The sequence below is a fragment of the Shewanella halifaxensis HAW-EB4 genome, from assembly GCF_000019185.1.
Classification (GTDB): Bacteria; Pseudomonadota; Gammaproteobacteria; order Enterobacterales; family Shewanellaceae; genus Shewanella; species Shewanella halifaxensis.
This window is the reverse complement of sequence record NC_010334.1, coordinates 4134336-4150284: the sequence shown is the minus strand read 5'-3', so window position 1 is coordinate 4150284 and position 15949 is coordinate 4134336. Positions and strand designations below refer to the sequence as shown.

General features: G+C 46.0%; 16 protein-coding genes. 6 read left to right on the top strand and 10 right to left on the bottom strand.

Going from position 1 to position 15949, the window contains the following annotated elements:
- Positions 1-31 precede the first annotated feature (31 nt).
- The 4 genes from SHAL_RS17635 to SHAL_RS17620 form a co-directional block, all read right to left on the bottom strand.
- Positions 32-949, bottom strand: coding sequence for a heme/hemin ABC transporter substrate-binding protein (locus SHAL_RS17635; RefSeq protein ID WP_012278469.1), 918 nt, complete (start codon positions 947-949; stop codon positions 32-34).
- A gap of 105 nt (positions 950-1054) precedes the next feature.
- Complete coding sequence (locus SHAL_RS17630) at positions 1055-1468, bottom strand: ExbD/TolR family protein (RefSeq protein ID WP_012278468.1); 414 nt, start codon at positions 1466-1468, stop codon at positions 1055-1057.
- A complete protein-coding gene (locus tag SHAL_RS17625) occupies positions 1465-2241 on the bottom strand; it encodes a MotA/TolQ/ExbB proton channel family protein (protein WP_012278467.1) in 777 nt (258 codons plus the stop codon). The genes SHAL_RS17630 and SHAL_RS17625 overlap by 4 nt, the downstream gene beginning before the upstream one ends.
- Before the next feature lie 87 nt (positions 2242-2328).
- Positions 2329-3027, bottom strand: coding sequence for an energy transducer TonB (locus tag SHAL_RS17620; protein ID WP_012278466.1), 699 nt, complete (start codon positions 3025-3027; stop codon positions 2329-2331).
- A gap of 330 nt (positions 3028-3357) precedes the next feature.
- On the opposite strand from SHAL_RS17620, the gene SHAL_RS17615 reads away from it, so the two are divergent.
- The 4 genes from SHAL_RS17615 to SHAL_RS17600 all read left to right on the top strand — a co-directional run bounded on the left by SHAL_RS17615 (position 3358) and on the right by SHAL_RS17600 (position 8895).
- A complete protein-coding gene (locus tag SHAL_RS17615; RefSeq protein ID WP_012278465.1) occupies positions 3358-5424 on the top strand; it encodes a TonB-dependent hemoglobin/transferrin/lactoferrin family receptor in 2067 nt (688 codons plus the stop codon).
- 125 nt (positions 5425-5549) lie between these two features.
- Positions 5550-6074: a heme utilization cystosolic carrier protein HutX gene (gene hutX, locus SHAL_RS17610; protein ID WP_012278464.1), complete on the top strand. Its 525-nt coding sequence runs from the start codon at positions 5550-5552 to the stop codon at positions 6072-6074.
- Positions 6075-6220: 146 nt separating this feature from the next.
- Positions 6221-6769 (top strand): heme utilization protein HutZ, encoded by a 549-nt coding sequence (gene hutZ, locus SHAL_RS17605; protein WP_012278463.1) that lies wholly within the window; start codon positions 6221-6223, stop codon positions 6767-6769.
- Positions 6770-6996: 227 nt separating this feature from the next.
- The gene (locus SHAL_RS17600; RefSeq protein ID WP_398364992.1) at positions 6997-8895 is read left to right on the top strand and encodes an ABC transporter transmembrane domain-containing protein; all 1899 of its coding nucleotides are present in this window, start codon (positions 6997-6999) and stop codon (positions 8893-8895) included.
- Positions 8896-9049: 154 nt separating this feature from the next.
- On the opposite strand, the gene SHAL_RS17595 is transcribed toward SHAL_RS17600, so the two are convergent.
- Positions 9050-10648, bottom strand: coding sequence for an AMP-binding protein (locus SHAL_RS17595; RefSeq protein WP_012278461.1), 1599 nt, complete (start codon positions 10646-10648; stop codon positions 9050-9052).
- 398 nt (positions 10649-11046) lie between these two features.
- The gene (locus tag SHAL_RS17590) at positions 11047-11589 is read right to left on the bottom strand and encodes a thioredoxin family protein (RefSeq protein ID WP_012278460.1); all 543 of its coding nucleotides are present in this window, start codon (positions 11587-11589) and stop codon (positions 11047-11049) included.
- A gap of 254 nt (positions 11590-11843) precedes the next feature.
- Between SHAL_RS17590 and SHAL_RS17585 the strand changes: the two genes are divergently transcribed.
- Complete coding sequence (locus SHAL_RS17585; protein ID WP_012278459.1) at positions 11844-12458, top strand: LysE family translocator; 615 nt, start codon at positions 11844-11846, stop codon at positions 12456-12458.
- A gap of 116 nt (positions 12459-12574) precedes the next feature.
- Here SHAL_RS17585 and SHAL_RS17580 read toward each other — a convergent pair whose 3' ends face one another.
- From SHAL_RS17580 to SHAL_RS17570, 3 genes are all read right to left on the bottom strand, one after another.
- Positions 12575-12868 carry a DUF3144 domain-containing protein gene (locus SHAL_RS17580; RefSeq protein WP_012278458.1) on the bottom strand — a complete coding sequence of 98 codons (294 nt, stop codon included), beginning with the start codon at positions 12866-12868 and terminating at the stop codon, positions 12575-12577.
- Positions 12869-12942: 74 nt separating this feature from the next.
- Positions 12943-13476 (bottom strand): prepilin-type N-terminal cleavage/methylation domain-containing protein, encoded by a 534-nt coding sequence (locus SHAL_RS17575; RefSeq protein WP_012278457.1) that lies wholly within the window; start codon positions 13474-13476, stop codon positions 12943-12945.
- Between the two features lie 58 nt (positions 13477-13534).
- Positions 13535-14086 carry a type II secretion system protein gene (locus SHAL_RS17570; RefSeq protein WP_012278456.1) on the bottom strand — a complete coding sequence of 184 codons (552 nt, stop codon included), beginning with the start codon at positions 14084-14086 and terminating at the stop codon, positions 13535-13537.
- Between the two features lie 256 nt (positions 14087-14342).
- Between SHAL_RS17570 and ung the strand changes: the two genes are divergently transcribed.
- The gene (ung, locus tag SHAL_RS17565) at positions 14343-15011 is read left to right on the top strand and encodes a uracil-DNA glycosylase (protein WP_012278455.1); all 669 of its coding nucleotides are present in this window, start codon (positions 14343-14345) and stop codon (positions 15009-15011) included.
- A 199-nt stretch (positions 15012-15210) separates the two neighbouring features.
- Here the strand turns inward: ung and SHAL_RS17560 are convergent, their stop codons facing one another.
- Positions 15211-15948: a DUF2182 domain-containing protein gene (locus SHAL_RS17560; RefSeq protein WP_012278454.1), complete on the bottom strand. Its 738-nt coding sequence runs from the start codon at positions 15946-15948 to the stop codon at positions 15211-15213.
- Position 15949: the final 1 nt, after the last annotated feature.

The window sequence follows — 15949 nt, the reverse complement described above, 5'->3', positions numbered from 1 at the left end:
AGTCTCAATTTAGTCTGAAGTTAGTTCGGAATTAGTACTGTTTCACACTGATAAAATCACTGGCTAGCTGATCGGCCGCCGCAATAGCGCTTAAGCCAAGCCCGCCTAGCAGTGCTTGCGGTTGTAGAAATTGGATCTGTTTGTTCTTTCCCGCGGGGGTATGAGCCAGTAGTGGCATATTATTAAGTAGAGCATCGACAGGATTTTGCACCGCTTTATTTGAGCGGTTAGAGATAAGAATGACATCTGGTTGCAGCGATAAAATGCCTTCTTGCGACACCGATTTATAACCACTAAAACCGGCGATATTCTTACCGCCTGCAAGTTTAATTATGATATCTGCAGCGGTATCATCGCCACCTACGCGTGCGGGTCTGTCAGTTTGAAGCAGTAAAAACAGAACTTTGGGTGCTTCGCCTTGTTTAGCGATTTTTTGCTGTTTTTGTTCAATATTTTTAAAGGATTGCTTGATCTCTGCTTGCAGCTTTTTAGCTTGTGCTTCGCGGTTTAGCAGTTTGCCCATCTCGCTAATATTGTTGATTAACTGACTTTGGCTATTAGCTGTTGCAAGCTGTACGACTTTGACTTTAGCTGCGGTTAACACATCTAAGGTTGTTTGTGGTCCCATCGCATCGGAACCTAATAATAAATCGGGGGATAGAGCCAAAATGCCCTCGGCGCTAAGCATACGATGATACCCCAGTTTTTCTATGTTTGTATATTCCTCAGGCAGTTGGCTGGTGGAGTCCACTGCAACAAGCTCGTTGCCCGCATCCAGAGCTAGTACTAGCTCAGTAACACCTGCGCCAGCGCTGACGACTCGCGCAGTCTCACTGTGCGCCTTGTCTTGATGAGCCAATACAGGCTGGTTGATGACTAACACTGAAAGTAGCGCTGCACTGATGCTCATTTTATTATTAACTAACTTATTAAACGCTTTTTTTAACATGGGAAACTCCAATTTATTGAATATTGCCTTCTCGTTAATAAGGCCTGCTAATCACATCAAATATCTATATTCGGCTAAATAATTATGCTGGTATTTTGTGGTCGATTAGGGCTCCATCAAAATCTGAGTATTGGTGATTTTTTGCCGTTGTAGGGCTGCCAATAACGTCATCAAGGGTTGTACTGGGGCTGTTTTATCTGCGGCGATCACCACTTTGGCTTTAGGGTTATCGTTAAATGCTTTGATAAAAGCGGCTTCAAAGTCATCGAAATGGTTATAACTTTTTCCCTCAAGCGCCCAGTGTGGGTCGTTGACTAGCACATTTATCGCAATGTGTTTCTCCTGAGTGAGAGGTGACAAGCTGGAGTCTGACTCTGTGGGAACATCAACAGGTAAACTCAGTAACTGGGTATTGGCTGTTAATAGCAAAAACACCAGTACGATAAAAATGATGTCGATAAGTGGGGTCAAATCTAGGCCAAAGCTCTGAGCGCTTTCATCATTGCCTGCGTTAATCATGACGGCTGCCCTACAACCTGCGCGTCTGTTGCTGTTTGCGTCTTGTCGATAGATGCCGTTTGGCTTTGGCAAGTGGCCTCTTTGCAGGTCGCGGCTTTTGAACATAGCTGTGCGGCTGAGTCGCTGCCGATACTGAGTGCTTGGTCGAAACCCTCTAGCCACAAGTTAAGTAGATTTAGGGCGTGAGCAATCTTATTGCAGCGACGCTCAGCCCAAAGAGTAAACAGATGCGCCATGGTAATTGCTGGCACCGCAATAATAAGACCTGCTGCTGTGGTGTTCATCGCAAGGCCTAGGCCTGATGCCAATTGTGAGGGCGTCACTGGACCATCAGATAATCCCAATTGATTAAACATCTCGATTAAACCCAGTACCGTACCGAGTAGACCAAGAAGAGGGGTGATGATGCCAATGATCTGCAAGATCTTTAGCCCCGATAACAGCTTAGATTTTTGCTTTACCAACCACAGTGACACTATCTCTTCACGCATCGCTCGTGACTGTTCGCCATGGCTAAGCAATAGTGCTGTGCCTTTGGCTAACATGCTTCGCCCTTGGCTTATTTTCGCCATTAACTCCTGCCTTTGCTCTGGGGTTGCGCTGCGTGCCTGTTGGCGCAGTTGAGTGAGCCAGGCATCACGCTTAGGCAGCTCGTAAAGCATTAAGGCAAGGCGCTCCAAGATGATCATTAGAGACAAAAAAGCACAGATAAACAGTGGCCAAGTTAAGTATCCGAGTTGCTCTGAGAGCTGAAGATATAAAGGTTGAGACATTGAGTTTCCTTGGCGATACCCCAGTATCGCGTTCACTATGTAAACAAATCTAATTGAACTTGCGTCGCGCTATAACCTGTAAAGGGATTAATTCAGTGCAAACTTCACCGGTACTCTCACCGTATAGGCATAGGCTGTTTGTGGTGTAGGTGCGGCAAATTGCCACTGCTCAACAGCATTGAGTGCCGCCTTATCGAGCAGGCGATAACCTGAGCTGCCCACCAAGGTGAGTGATAGTTGCTCGCCAAGTTGATTAAACATAACTTCAACCGTGGCAGTCCCTTGAAAGCCGCGCTTGCGTGCTTTTTTGGGGTAATGGGGCTGGGCTGGTGGGGCTGCAAATGTTGGCTGACTTAAGGTGATAGATTGCTGAGTCACACCTTGTTTGGCATCGACCTGAATTTGGTTATGAGCCACTTGTATCTCGTTTATCTCTGCTATGGGCTTTTCCGTGTCTTGACTGGGAGCTGGTTTAGGTTGAGTAGCAAGTTCAGGTTCAGTAATAGGTTTTGCTTTGACTACGGGTGTGGCTGCTGACTCTGGTAAAGGTTTTGCTAAAGGCCTCGGTGAGGGTTTTGTCTGCTTTTCAAGTGCAGGTTTGATCTGCTCAACGGCTTTGTTTGCTTGGCTAGCTTGCATCGCAATCGAAATACTTACAGCTTGATTGGAGCCCATAGCGGAGCCTGCACTTAACATCAGTTCAGGCTCAGTATTTTGCGAGGCGAGCACGCCACCTTGGATTAAAACGGTTAAGCAACCAAAAGCAAAATAACGTTTAGGAGTCATGATTGAAGCTCTTACTCATAGAGTCGGATAATTAGCTCGAGATTAGCACCGTCTAATTTAGAACTGTGTTTTTCGCATCTTTACAAAGTTGACACTTAAAAGCTGCTATTTACATAATTTACAATTAGTTATGGACACTGGTCTCGATAGTGTTCGCATAAGATATATGACATTGAATGGAATCGCAAATGATAATGATTTTCATTTGATCTATATTTTTATCTCAGGTAAAGTGCCGAAAATAACAAAACGGTAGTCTCGTTATCGGATATTAAGCCCTCCTAAAATCATGACGAAACACCATTAGATACTTACCTTGAGGATTGAATAATGACCAAGAAGCCTGTTGTAGTCGCTATGGCACTGGCTCTAAGCTCTGGCGCATTCACAGCGCAAGCTCAGCAAGTCTCCGAGCAGCAAGTTACGGAGTTCGACGAGGTGCTTGTAACCGCAACGCGTGTTAGTGAAAAAGCATCGCAAACCAGTCGCAGCGTTGCCGTGGTAACCGAAGAGCAGTTGCAAGAGTCGCAACCTGCATCGGTTGCTCAGGCATTAAAAAACGAAGCGAATGTTAACGTGACTAACGGTCCGCGCTCATCATCTCAAGGCGTTGAAATCCGTGGTCTAGGTGGTCAGCGAGTATTGCAAACCATAGATGGGGCTCGTCAAAACGCTAACTCTGGTCATCGCGGTACCTACTTTATGGATCCTGAGCTGTTAAGTTCGATTGAAGTCGTTCGCGGCCCAGCAAGTAGCCTATGGGGAAGTGGTGCTATTGGCGGCGTCGTCGCACAAAACACTAAGTCAGCATCAGACTTTCTAGAAGAGGAAGACACCTTTGGTGGCTACCTTAAACAAGGTTACGAGTCCAATGGCGACCGAGTCAAAACCAGTGGTGCAATTTATGGCCTAACAGAAACGAGCTCAACAGGGAGTGTTGATTGGTTATTAAACGGCAGTTACTACGACAGCAATAATATCAAGATTGGTAATGACCAAACCCTTGAAAATAGCGCATCAGAGGGCACTAGCGGACTGGCAAAGTTTGGTTGGGAACCGACGGATGAGCAGCGTCTGCAATTATCGGCACGTTTTTCAAATATTGATGAGCTAGTTCCGAGTAACCCTGCAACCAACGTGGGCAGTTCAGTGCCTTTGGTTAAGCGTAAAACCGAAGATCAAAATATCACTTTGGACTATAGCATTAGCCCAACAGACAGTAACTTACTCGATTTGAATGCGACTCTGTATTGGAATGGTACTGATTACCATGAGGATCGCATCACTAAAAATCAAGTGGATAACACTGCATATGACACCATAGGTTTTAGTATCAATAACAGCTCTAGGTTTGCCAATACCGTGCTGACTTACGGTATCGATGGCTACAAGGATTCAATCAAAACGATACGTGACGACAGTGGTCAAGCAGGGCAACGCCCCGATGATATTGACGGTAACACCACAGTTTGGGGGGCATTTACTCGCGCTGATATCGAGCTAGCTGACAGTTGGTCTGTCGATGCAGCAGTGCGTTATGACACCTTTAAAAATGAAAGTAATAACCTTGATATGTCATCAGATGACAATGCACTTTCACCATCAGTAGGTCTAGTGTGGAAAACAACAGATTGGTTAACCTTAAGTGCGCGTTATGATCAAGCATTCCGCGCCCCAAGCATTGAAGAGATGTACTCAACAGGAACTCATTACTGCATTCCAGCTATGCCAGGCTTCTTGCCAAACGGCCTATGTAACACCTTTGAAATCAACCCAGATTTAAAAGCCGAGCAAGCAGAAAATAAAGAGATTAAAGCCGATCTACGTTTTGCCAGCCTTGCGGGTAATGACGAACTAGCGATCACTCTAAACGTGTTCCGCAACGATGTGGATGACTTTATTGAGCAATCTGTTTCAAACCCATTAATGGGCATTCCCGGCTTTGAGCAAACCACCTCTTGGAATAATGTCGATAAAGCCAAGCTGACAGGTTTCGAGTTCTCGACTCGTTACCGCTATGAGCAAACTCGCGTGAGTTTTAACTACGGTCAGACCGAAGGCAAAGACAAGTCAACAGGTGAATACTTAACAAACATTCCCGCTAACAAGCTAGGTCTTGATCTTTCACAAGGGATCATGGAGGGCGATATGAAAATAGGTACTCGCTTTACCTATGTGGCCGAGCAAGACGATCTCCCAGTGGATAACGTCAATCAGTACGACTCCTATAAGTTGTGGGATCTGTATGTGGCATGGGAGCCCGCTATGGGCACATTTGAGGGACTAAGAGTCGACTTTGCTGTAGAGAATATCGGTGATGAGGAGTATCGCCAAGCGTGGCAAACCTTGTATGAACAAGGCCGGAATTTCAAATTGTCAGCACGCTATAACTTCTAAGCAAGTATACCAAACCGAGGCCAACTTACTGCATAAAAGTGGCTAGGCCTCTTTGCTGTTTAGCTAGCAGTCGTTTAGTTAATAGTTGTTTAGTTAATTACCATTTAGTTAATTGGAGATCTTCCATGTCAGTCCCTATATCAGTGTCAGTTGTACAAATTGCTCAGCATCTAGAAAACAATCCAGCATCTATGCCTAGTCAAATTGCCGCAGAGCTTAATATTAGCGAGTTTGAGGTAATATCCGCACTTCCTGTTGAGCAGTTGGCTATTTTACCGTTAGCAGATAAAGACGCATTGTTAGCTGAGCTACCAGAGTGGGGCAGTATGACCACGATAGTATCGGCATCCGGCAGTATTTTTGAATTTAAAGGTAGCTTCCCTAAAGGCAAGTATGCTCATGGTTACTACAACCTGATCACCAAAGGTGACGGTTTGCATGGCCACCTTAAGTTAGATGAGATCACCGCTATTGCACTGATAAGCAAACCCTTCAGAGGCACTGAAAGTCACTCCATTAACTTCTTTGGTGCACAAGGTGAGGTGGTATTTAAAGTCTATTTAGGACGCGATAAGAAGCGCGTGTTATTGCCAGAACAGGTGGCCCGTTTCAATGAGCTGAAGCAGCAAGTGTTGAGCGCCATCGCTTAAGCCTAATAAAAAGATTTAAGCGTAGGTAAAGGGCTCTGAATCTAAGTAAAGAGCCCTCAGTCTAAATAAAAAGCCCTTAGCTAAGTAAAGAGCCCTTAGCTAAGTAAGAGCCACTAGAATAAATATCAAAATAAGAGAGTAGAGCAATGAACACAGAAAAAGAGCAAAGACTACGAGACAAACTGTTACCCGAAATCGAAGCCTTTAAGGCTGAGCGTTCAACCCTACAATTGGCAACACAAGATGCTGATGGCCTGCCAAACGCTAGTTATGCGCCTTTTGCTTTGGCCGATGATGGTTTCTATATTTTGGTCAGTGAGCTTGCCCGTCATGGCTCTAACCTTAAAGCGTCAAAGAACCTCTCTGTGATGCTATTAGAGGATGAAGCCGAAGCAAAAACGGTATTTGCCCGTAAGCGCTTAACTTTTGACGCAACTGCAGAGTTAGTTGACCGTGAAAGCGATAACTTCAGCAAAGGCATTGCAGCCTTGTCAGCTCGTTTTGGTGAGATGATTGATAACCTAGCGGGTTTAGGTGATTTTAATCTATTCAAACTTAACCCACACCAAGGTCTCTATGTAAAAGGCTTTGGTCAGGCATTTAGCTTGTCTGGAGTTGAGCTGCTAGATGTAGACTGGAAACGCGATGGTCACCACGGCACGCCAAGAGCTGAGCTTGCTGATACTGTAATTTAATCGGTCATTACTTCAATTAAGTTTTTGCTGAGTGAATAAAAGTTCAATAAACATTGCCCGCCTTTGCGCGGGTTTTGTTATTCTGCTGTTGTTTTCATTTTAACCTTAAGGTTAAGGATATTGCATTGAATCAAAACGCCTCTTCAGTCGCCAAAGACGAGCCTCATTCATCTACATCTAAGGCTGGCAGCGCTAAATCACCCAACTCCCACGTTAGCCAACGTGCAGTGTTACCCTGGATTGGTGCATTCTTAAAGCCTTACCGCACAAAAGTTATCACCGCGATTATCTTCTTGTTTATCGGTTCCTTGGCGTGGTTATCTCTAGGTCAAGGTGTACGATTAATGGTAGATGAGGGCTTTTTGAGGGATAACGGTTCACGCCTTAATGAAATTATTTTATTGGTGATAGGTATTACAGCACTCAGTAGTAGTGCGATTTTCTGCCGATTTTACCTAATGACTTGGCTTGGTGAGCGAGTCAGTGCCGATATCCGCTTAAAGGTATATGACCACTTATTAAAACTTTCTCCTGGCTTTTACGCCAAGCTTAGAACCGGCGAGGTGATCTCCCGTTTTACTGCCGACTCGACCTTATTGCAGTCGGTCGTTGGCTCAAGCTTGTCGATGATGCTAAGAGCCAGCGTGACCGTCATTGGCGGTGTCGTGATGATGGCAATCACCAGCATTAAAATGACAGGGTTAGTCTTATTGGCTGTACCTATGGTGCTTGGCCCCATCTTCTTTTTTGGCCGTAAGGTGCGCGATCTATCCCGTAAAAGCCAAGATAAAGTGGGCGATTTAGGCGCTTATGTGGATGAAACCTTGCATGAGATCCACACCGTGCAGGCATACTCCCATGAAGATCAAGATAGAGCCCTGTTTAATGGTCGTGTCGAGGCGGTGATGGATGCCGCAAAAGGGCGCATTAAGTACCGCTCAATACTGATCTCCTTGGTGATGTTCTTAAGTATTTTAGCCATAGCGCTAGTCACTTGGGTCGGCGCCCACGATGTAATGAACGGGGCAATTAGTGCGGGTGAGTTATCAGCCTTCATGTTTTATGCGGTGATGGTTGCAGGTTCGGTAGCAACCATTAGTGAAGTGATTGGTGAAATTCAGCGCGCAGCAGGAGCCACCGAGCGTTTAATCGAGTTGATTGAAACCCCAATCGATATTCCTGTCATCACCGTGCCGCTTGAGCTCGCAACCCCAGTTCGCGGTGAGCTTGAGCTCAAGCAAGTACGTTTTAGTTATAGCAGCATGAAACCTGACAGCTGTGATGTAAGCAGCCTTGAGCCAGGTAACAGCCCTGAGCGTGCTTCTAATAACAGTCTTGACGATTTAAATGAAAACTACCTTGAGCCGGATAACAGCCTTGAGCGAGTTTCTAACAACAGCCCTGAGCGAGTTCCTTATATTAGTAATGAAGATGAAGTGATCCGTGGTCTCAATATTCATATCAAGCCTGGTGAACGAGTCGCCTTAGTCGGCGCTAGCGGCGCGGGTAAGAGTACGCTGTTCGAGCTGTTGCAGCGCTTCTATGTATTAAATAGCGGAAGTATTGAGCTTGATGGCGTCGATATCGCTAAGCTCACTCCACAAACCTTGCGTCAGCAATATGCTTTGGTACCGCAAGAGTCGGTGATCTTTGCCACTAGCGTACTTGAGAACGTGCGCTATGGCCGTATTGAAGCCAGCGAAGATGAAGTGAAACAAGCCTGTATTGCTGCAAGGGCCGATGAATTTATTAGCGATTTTACCGATGGCTATCAGACCTATCTCGGTGAGCGCGGTGTGCGTTTATCGGGTGGGCAGAAGCAACGCATCGCTATTGCTCGAGCGATCCTCGCCGATAGGCCGATTCTACTGCTAGATGAAGCCACCAGTGCGCTGGATGCAGTCAGTGAGCATAAGGTAAAGCTGGCGCTCGATAGTTTGATGGTGGGCAAGACGACATTGATCATCGCCCACCGCTTAGCCACAGTAATCAATGTCGACCGCATCTTAGTGTTAGATAAAGGCGTCGTTGTGGCAAGCGGTACCCATCAACAGCTGATGCAAAGCAGCGAGCTTTACCGTGAGTTTGCCAGCTTGCAGCTGCTAACCGATGATACCGAAAACTAGCCGTGAGTTTTTATTTTGAGTAAAGGTATGCGGCAGAAGTAAAGATCAAGAGGAACGGATTACTTAGCGCAAATAAGACATGACTAAAAGGCAGGCTTACCTTTTAGTCATTGAGTTTAGCCGGTAGTGGAACGGCTAAATTCTTACCTTGGAGCTACTTGCGTAGCTCGCGCCTCAAAATTTTGCCTACGGTGGACTTAGGCAGTGCATCTGCAAACTCGATAACTTTCGGTACCTTGTAAGCGGCAAGTTGCTCACGGCAATAGGCTTCGATAATCGACTTTGCTTGTAGTGTATCGCTGTGAGATTCGTTTAGTACGATAACCGCTTTTACTGCTTCACCGCTGCGCTCGTCTTCTATTCCGATAACCGCACATTCAAGAATGGCATCATGGTTAGATAAGATGTCTTCGACCTCATTTGGGTAAACATTAAAGCCAGAGACGATAATCATATCTTTCTTGCGGTCGACAATTTTATGAAATCCCTTTTCGGTTGCAACCGCAATATCCCCGGTTTTAAAGTAACCGTCTTGAGTCATCACCTTGGCAGTTTCTTCCGGTTTGTTCCAGTAACCTAGCATCACCTGAGGGCCAAATACGGCGAGTTCGCCAGTGCTACCTGTGGGCACTTCGTTGTCGTCCATATCGAGGATTTTGACTTGGGTGGCTATCACTGGTTTACCTATGGTGCCTAGTTGCTCAAACCCCGGCGAGTTAAGCGATACCACTGGGGAGGTTTCAGAGAGCCCATAGCCCTCTGATATGGTGCAGCCTGTGGTTTGCTCCCAGACTGTCGCGGCAGCTTGGGTGAGTGCGGTACCGCCAGAAATCGTCACCTTAAGGTGACTAAAATCCAGCACCTTAAATTCTGGTTGGTGGCAAAGACCTACAAATAAGGTATTGAGCCCGGCGAATCCGGTAAATGGATACTTTGATAGAGTAGTGATGAGCCCTGAAATATCACGAGGATTAGGGATCAAAACCGAGCAGCCACCGCGCTCATAATAGAGCACTAGGTTCACCATAAAGGCATAGATATGGTAGACGGGCAGTGGTGCGACAAAAATTTCTTCACCCTCGACGATACGGCTACCTATGCGCGACTTAATCTGCATCGCATTAGCGATTAAATTACGGTGAGTCAGCATTGCCCCTTTCGACAAGCCTGTGGTGCCGCCAGTATATTGCAGCGCGGCAATCTGCTCATGCACGCTGATCACTGGCGCATAGGTAAGTTGTTCGCCCTTTGCTAGCACGTCACAAAAAGCTACGGTATCGAAAGGCACCTCAGGTTGTGGCTGTGGCGCAATTAAGTCCATCGCGTGGGTAGAGATAACGGTTTCAATGCTGGTAGTTTCAACTACCTCGGTCAGTGTCGGTAATAAGTCAGACAATACCACCAAGGCTTTAGCACCCGAGTCATTAAACTGGTGGATAAGCTCACGTTGAGTATAAAGAGGATTAGTATTCACCAACACCATGCCTGCCTTAATAGCACCATAGGCCGCGATAACATATTGGGTGATATTAGGCAGCTGAATCGCAATTCTATCGCCTTGCACCAGATTGGTTTCCTGTTGCAGGTAAGCGGCAAACTGACGCGAGTAACGGTTGATCTCATTAAAGCTAGTTTCTTTACTAAGGCATGAATATGCAGCCTTGTCGCCATAGCGAGCACTGGCAAGTTCGATCAGATCGATAAGCGATGCGTAACGGGAGAGGTCGAGCGTTGAGTCTGAATCGTATGCCATTGAAATGCCCTTTAGCTGATTTGTTATTATGTTACTTAAAGAGTCAAACAGCTGTTTAGACTAGAGTGATCTATGCCCAAAGGTCAATGGGGTAAGTCCAAATAAGGTGCTAGGAAAGGCAAAGAAAGGTTCTAGGTTTAAGAGAAGGTCCTAGGAAAAGCAAAGACGGTTAAAGCGAAGACGATAAAAGCAAAGACGGAAGAGCTGGAAAAGCTGAGACGGATAAAGCCGAAGCTGCGTTATGTTTTGGCTTTGCTTTTCTTTTCCTCGCAGGGCTTTAGCCCGTCCTCGAAGCGCAGCTTCCTAGAGCCTAGAACCTAGAACATAGAGAAAGCTGAGACACAAAGGCTAAGGCGTAAAGAAAATATCGATTAATTGTACTTGTTGTTGGTCAAGCTTTAGCCCTTGGCCTTTTCTAATGCGAACATCACAGCCTCTACGGTCAACTGGCTTGGCAGCACAATACCATTAGGAGCGCCGGGGCCGTAGACCCTATTGTAAGGCACGCTGTTCAGGCCTTGCATTTGTAGGTAGTTTTCCACCACCATATTTGGCTGACTCCAGTCCCCTTGCATTAAAATGATATGCTTTTGCGTTAAGGCGTTCACTATCTTTTCTCTATGGGTCACCCCAGCCTTGTTGGCATAGCAGATGTTGCACCAATCGGCGGTGACATCGATAAATACGGTATAGCCGTTATCGACAAGGGGCTGAATTTGATCCGGTGTTAAGGTTTGCCATTGCAGCTTTTTATAGGCGTCATAGTCTTCGCCATAATTGATGAAGCCAAATACGCTCGCAATACAGGTAGCGAAACAAAACAATACGGCAATCACAGCATTTGGGATCAACCGACCTTTGATTTTTAGCACTATGAGAGATGCGATAGCGATACAGATAAATATTAAAAAAATAAGGATAGTAACTGAAATTGTGCCCATTAAGACTCCATATTTATCAGTGGCTTGTTGCTAGTTAATCTTGGTTATGTCGGTATGCAACTCGCAAACTGTTGCGAGCTATTATAAAGCTACCTGATTGTGGTGCATTTGGGTAATCACAAATAATATCATAGGCTTGTTTTGCAGCCTGCATCTCAATTATGCCCCCATAACGCAGATCGTGTATATTGTGGCGATTAAAGCGCTGAGTTAATTACGAAGTGTCATTATAAAAACAATAATAGAGGAAAAAGATGAGTATTAGCACTTGGCTAGGCTTGTTAGCAATTTGCTGTTTAGGCGCCATGTCACCGGGGCCAAGTTTGGCTATGGTGGTGAGACACACCTTAGGTGGTGGTCGGGGAAAAGGGATTATCTGCGCTTGGGCGCACTCTATCGGTATTGGTATTTATGCCCTAGTTACATTATTGGGGTTGGCGGTGCTGCTAAAGCAGGCGCCAATGGTATTTAATGGTATTGCGATTATCGGTGCGCTTTATCTTGCCTATATGGGCATACAGGCGTTGCGATCCAAGGGGGGAATGTCAGATAAACTCGCAGCAGGCAAGCCTACGGATGCGTTTAGTGCGGCGAGAGATGGTCTGGCTATCTCCTTATTCAACCCTAAAATTATGCTGTTTTTCTTGGCGCTATTTAGCCAGTTTGTAATGGTTGCCGACAGCTTGACTGGTAAGGCCTTGATTGTGTTGACGCCACTGGTGGTTGACGGGCTTTGGTATACGCTTATCGCCTTGGTATTGTCTCACGCCTCTGTGCTGCCTAAGCTAAGGGCAAAAGCGGCCCTTATCGATAAGTTATCCGGTGTGGTACTGATCCTACTTGCGGTGCGGGTGGTTGTTACCCTCTAGCCTCCAGAGTTTGAATATCAACATTTACCCATAAAAAAACGCCATCTAAACAGATGGCGTTCTTATATCCATTAGCAGGCAAGCTTCAATCAGAGAGCTTGTCCCGCACGCAGATATTACTCAGCTGGCTCTGGCTCACGAGATTGGACTGGATTCTTGATATGGTCATCAAGGTTATCATTTAGCATGGCTTTATATTCATCTGTAAACCACTCAAGAGCGTTGTCTTTTTCGGCTGCAAGATCTGATGACTTAAGGGCAGCTTCAAATGCATTAAAGCGAGAGGCTGCAAAACGCATAGCCGTGCCGACTTTACTTACATCCTGCTCTTTACCCGCGAGTTCGTTTGCCAATGCAATGAATTGATCGGCTAGTTCAAAAATGGTGGTTTCTTTTTTAGCTTCTGACATCTTGCTTTTGCTCTTGTTTACCTAGGATAGTGATTCGATTCTATCTTAAATTTATCGTTAATAAATCATTGTTATTAACTATTGGGATCTGAATCGGTAATAACGTTGCCGTCACGGGAGTCATAATAGATAGACATAGTTTGTTCAGGAAGATAGAGATAGCGGCACTGATCGGGGACGATATAGGTCGCCAAGTACTCTGCATCCGGAGTGTTTGCAGAGTTTGATACCTGTGGTGCGTCTTGCAATACGGTGCGCCAAACCGACATGCAGTCGTTGCTATTATTCAGTCTTGGGCTCGACTCGAAAGGCGGATAGCTCTGCGCCGGAAAGCCCCAAAGGTTGATATCGAGCTGACCATTGCTGTCATTATGGAAGACTTGCAAATTATCTGCAGGTCCCGAGGCGCCCAGTGAGACCCACTTGACGTTGGCTAAGGTGATCCCGCCTTTAAAGGCGCCGCCCGTGGCTTGCACACTGGCTATTTCGGCATCTTGCCCTAGGTTAATAAATTTGGAAGCGGCGATAATGGCTAGAATTGCCAAGACGATGATAACGACAACCATCTCGATGAGGGTAAAGCCAGAAGATACAGTGTTTCTAGTCATGAATTAATCCATTATTTCAGTGAGCCTGTCGCTTTATCCAAAGCGGACACTATTTATACTAGCTACTTGGATCTGAGTCCACCACGACACTGCCGTCATTGGAGTCGTAGGTTATCGATAAATTGGTGTTGTCACTATAATCATAAGTGCATACACCTAACGCTACATAACGCGCCTTATAGTCGGTTTCATCTGCGCTGCCGGACTCAGAAACCGTAGGCTCATTGTTCTGAAATAGCACTTGCCATACCGAGATACAGTCATCGACATTATCGAGCTGAGGAGCCTCCTCATCATCGGTATAATAATGCTGTGCGGGCCAGCCGTTAGCATTAAAGTCGACGTGGCTGTCGTCTGAGTCACCAAATACAGGCAGGTTTTCTGCTGGACCATCACCGACCTTTACCGCCCACACGGCTCTTGCCAAGTCGATTCCAGACTTAAAGGCACCGCCAGTGGCTTTAACGTGAGAGACCTGAGCGTCTTCTGATAGGCTTAAAAATTTGGGCGCAGCAACAACGGCAAGAATCCCTAAAATGATAATAACGACAACCAGTTCGATTAGTGTAAAGCCTGAATGCCGCTTAGATGATTGCGCCGGAGAGAACATCGATTGTCGTCCAAAGAAGAAAGAGCCGCTATATTAACACTGACAATTTTTAATACCAATGATTAAAGGTTGGCCATTGTTGAGTTACTTGGTGAGATAAGTGGCAAAACTGTTGGTTTTTATCGGATGGTGCTTAGTGTTTTTGGCTTCAATATTCTATTGAAGCCGTGGCGGTCTTAATGAATTTATCCTAGGAGATTGCAAGCAATGTCACGACCTTTTAAGCTTAGGCAAATTTTTATCTTAAGGTCAGATCATGACGGCGCATTCTAGCTGGTTATCTTTTATCGAAGATCAACAGCAACAAAGTTATTTTCAATCGGTACAGCAGTTTGTCAAAGCTGAGCGCGCAGCTGGGAAAGCGATTTATCCGCCAGAGAGTGAAGTGTTCGCCGCATTTGATTCGACACCGCTAAACAAGGTACGTGTGGTGCTTATTGGGCAAGATCCTTACCATGGGCCAAACCAAGCTCATGGCCTGTGTTTCTCGGTGAAACATGGGGTCAAGACGCCACCGTCGCTGGTAAATATGTATAAAGAGTTGGCTAGCGACATTGACGGCTTTACCATCCCTGAACATGGCAACTTGAGCCACTGGGCCGAGCAGGGGGTCTTGATGCTAAACACGGTACTCACCGTAGAGCAGGGTAAGGCTCACTCTCACGCCAAATCAGGCTGGGAATCTTTTACCGCTAATGCTCTAGCACTACTAAACGAGCAATCTCAGCCAATCATCTTTGTTCTCTGGGGGGCTCATGCCATTAAAAAAGGCAAAGGTATTAACGCGCCGCAACACCAAGTGATTTCAGGGCCACATCCATCGCCGTTATCGGCCTACCGAGGCTTCTTCGGCTGTAAGCATTTCTCTAAAATTAATGAGCTCTTGCAAGCAAGGGGCGAGCGGGCCATCGATTGGCAGGTATAGCTTGGCAGGTATAGCTTGGCAGCTATAGTCTGGCTGGTATGCCTGGAGCATATTCATATAAAAAGAGCGCCTTGCGCTCTTTTTTATTTAAGCTCAGATAACGCAGCTCAAATAAAACCATCCAGATTAAGGCAAAGCAGCTTAGATAAGCCAACTGAGACAAGCTAAATGAGATAAGCGCCAGCGAGTATAGCTTGTTTTAACCCACCAAAAAGTAGAGTCCAAATCCGAGACAAGCGAGGCAAATTCCAATATTGATCGCTTCGGGCCAGCTGACGACCTTTTCCAGTAAGACGATAATCGATAGCGCTAAGATCCAGCCAATATGCATGACCCCAACGACCAGCAATAGAGCCATTAACAGCCAGCAGCACCCTACACAGTATTGGCCGTGTTTGAGCCCCATCTTGACTGCGCCTAGCTTGCCCTCTTGCCACTGGGTCATAAGAAAATTAAGTGGCGAGCGGCAGTAATTTAAACACTGCTGTTTCAATGGCGAGATCTGATAGATGCCAATAACAATCAATAAAATACCGCTGAAAATATGGTTGCCGCTCTGCATCATAGGGGTCATCAGAGCCAGTTCATGCAACTGCCATTGCACTAGAGTGATCGCTAGACTGTAGCCACTCCACAGCAGCAGATAACCCAAGATGAACAAGTTAGAGGAGACAAACTCCGCCGTTCTCTGTCGGCGAGTGCGACTTATCTTAGCGAACAGCATAATCATCGGGGTCGCTGATGGCATCATCATGCCTACCATCATCACGGTCCACATAACAAATACCATCGTCAGCTCATAGGGCCCCCAGTGGGGTGACATGACCATGGTCATATCAAACAGCATGTAATACCAACTGAGTCCAGTAAGCAGCAGAATACTTACCCAAGTCACCGGAGAGTGGAGGTTGTGAGTTATCTGCGAGAGATTAACCATT

Bases quoted from the DNA above. Each gene is read 5' to 3' on its own strand.
- SHAL_RS17635 (WP_012278469.1), bottom strand. From the start codon at position 949: ATGTTAAAAAAAGCGTTTAATAAGTTAGTTAATAATAAAATGAGCATC.
- SHAL_RS17630 (WP_012278468.1), bottom strand. From the start codon at position 1,468: ATGATTAACGCAGGCAATGATGAAAGCGCTCAGAGCTTTGGCCTAGAT.
- SHAL_RS17625 (WP_012278467.1), bottom strand. From the start codon at position 2,241: ATGTCTCAACCTTTATATCTTCAGCTCTCAGAGCAACTCGGATACTTA.
- SHAL_RS17620 (WP_012278466.1), bottom strand. From the start codon at position 3,027: ATGACTCCTAAACGTTATTTTGCTTTTGGTTGCTTAACCGTTTTAATC.
- SHAL_RS17615 (WP_012278465.1), top strand. From the start codon at position 3,358: ATGACCAAGAAGCCTGTTGTAGTCGCTATGGCACTGGCTCTAAGCTCT.
- hutX (WP_012278464.1), top strand. From the start codon at position 5,550: ATGTCAGTCCCTATATCAGTGTCAGTTGTACAAATTGCTCAGCATCTA.
- hutZ (WP_012278463.1), top strand. From the start codon at position 6,221: ATGAACACAGAAAAAGAGCAAAGACTACGAGACAAACTGTTACCCGAA.
- SHAL_RS17595 (WP_012278461.1), bottom strand. From the start codon at position 10,648: ATGGCATACGATTCAGACTCAACGCTCGACCTCTCCCGTTACGCATCG.
- SHAL_RS17590 (WP_012278460.1), bottom strand. From the start codon at position 11,589: ATGGGCACAATTTCAGTTACTATCCTTATTTTTTTAATATTTATCTGT.
- SHAL_RS17585 (WP_012278459.1), top strand. From the start codon at position 11,844: ATGAGTATTAGCACTTGGCTAGGCTTGTTAGCAATTTGCTGTTTAGGC.
- SHAL_RS17580 (WP_012278458.1), bottom strand. From the start codon at position 12,868: ATGTCAGAAGCTAAAAAAGAAACCACCATTTTTGAACTAGCCGATCAA.
- SHAL_RS17575 (WP_012278457.1), bottom strand. From the start codon at position 13,476: ATGACTAGAAACACTGTATCTTCTGGCTTTACCCTCATCGAGATGGTT.
- SHAL_RS17570 (WP_012278456.1), bottom strand. From the start codon at position 14,086: ATGTTCTCTCCGGCGCAATCATCTAAGCGGCATTCAGGCTTTACACTA.
- ung (WP_012278455.1), top strand. From the start codon at position 14,343: ATGACGGCGCATTCTAGCTGGTTATCTTTTATCGAAGATCAACAGCAA.
- SHAL_RS17560 (WP_012278454.1), bottom strand. From the start codon at position 15,948: ATGGTTAATCTCTCGCAGATAACTCACAACCTCCACTCTCCGGTGACT.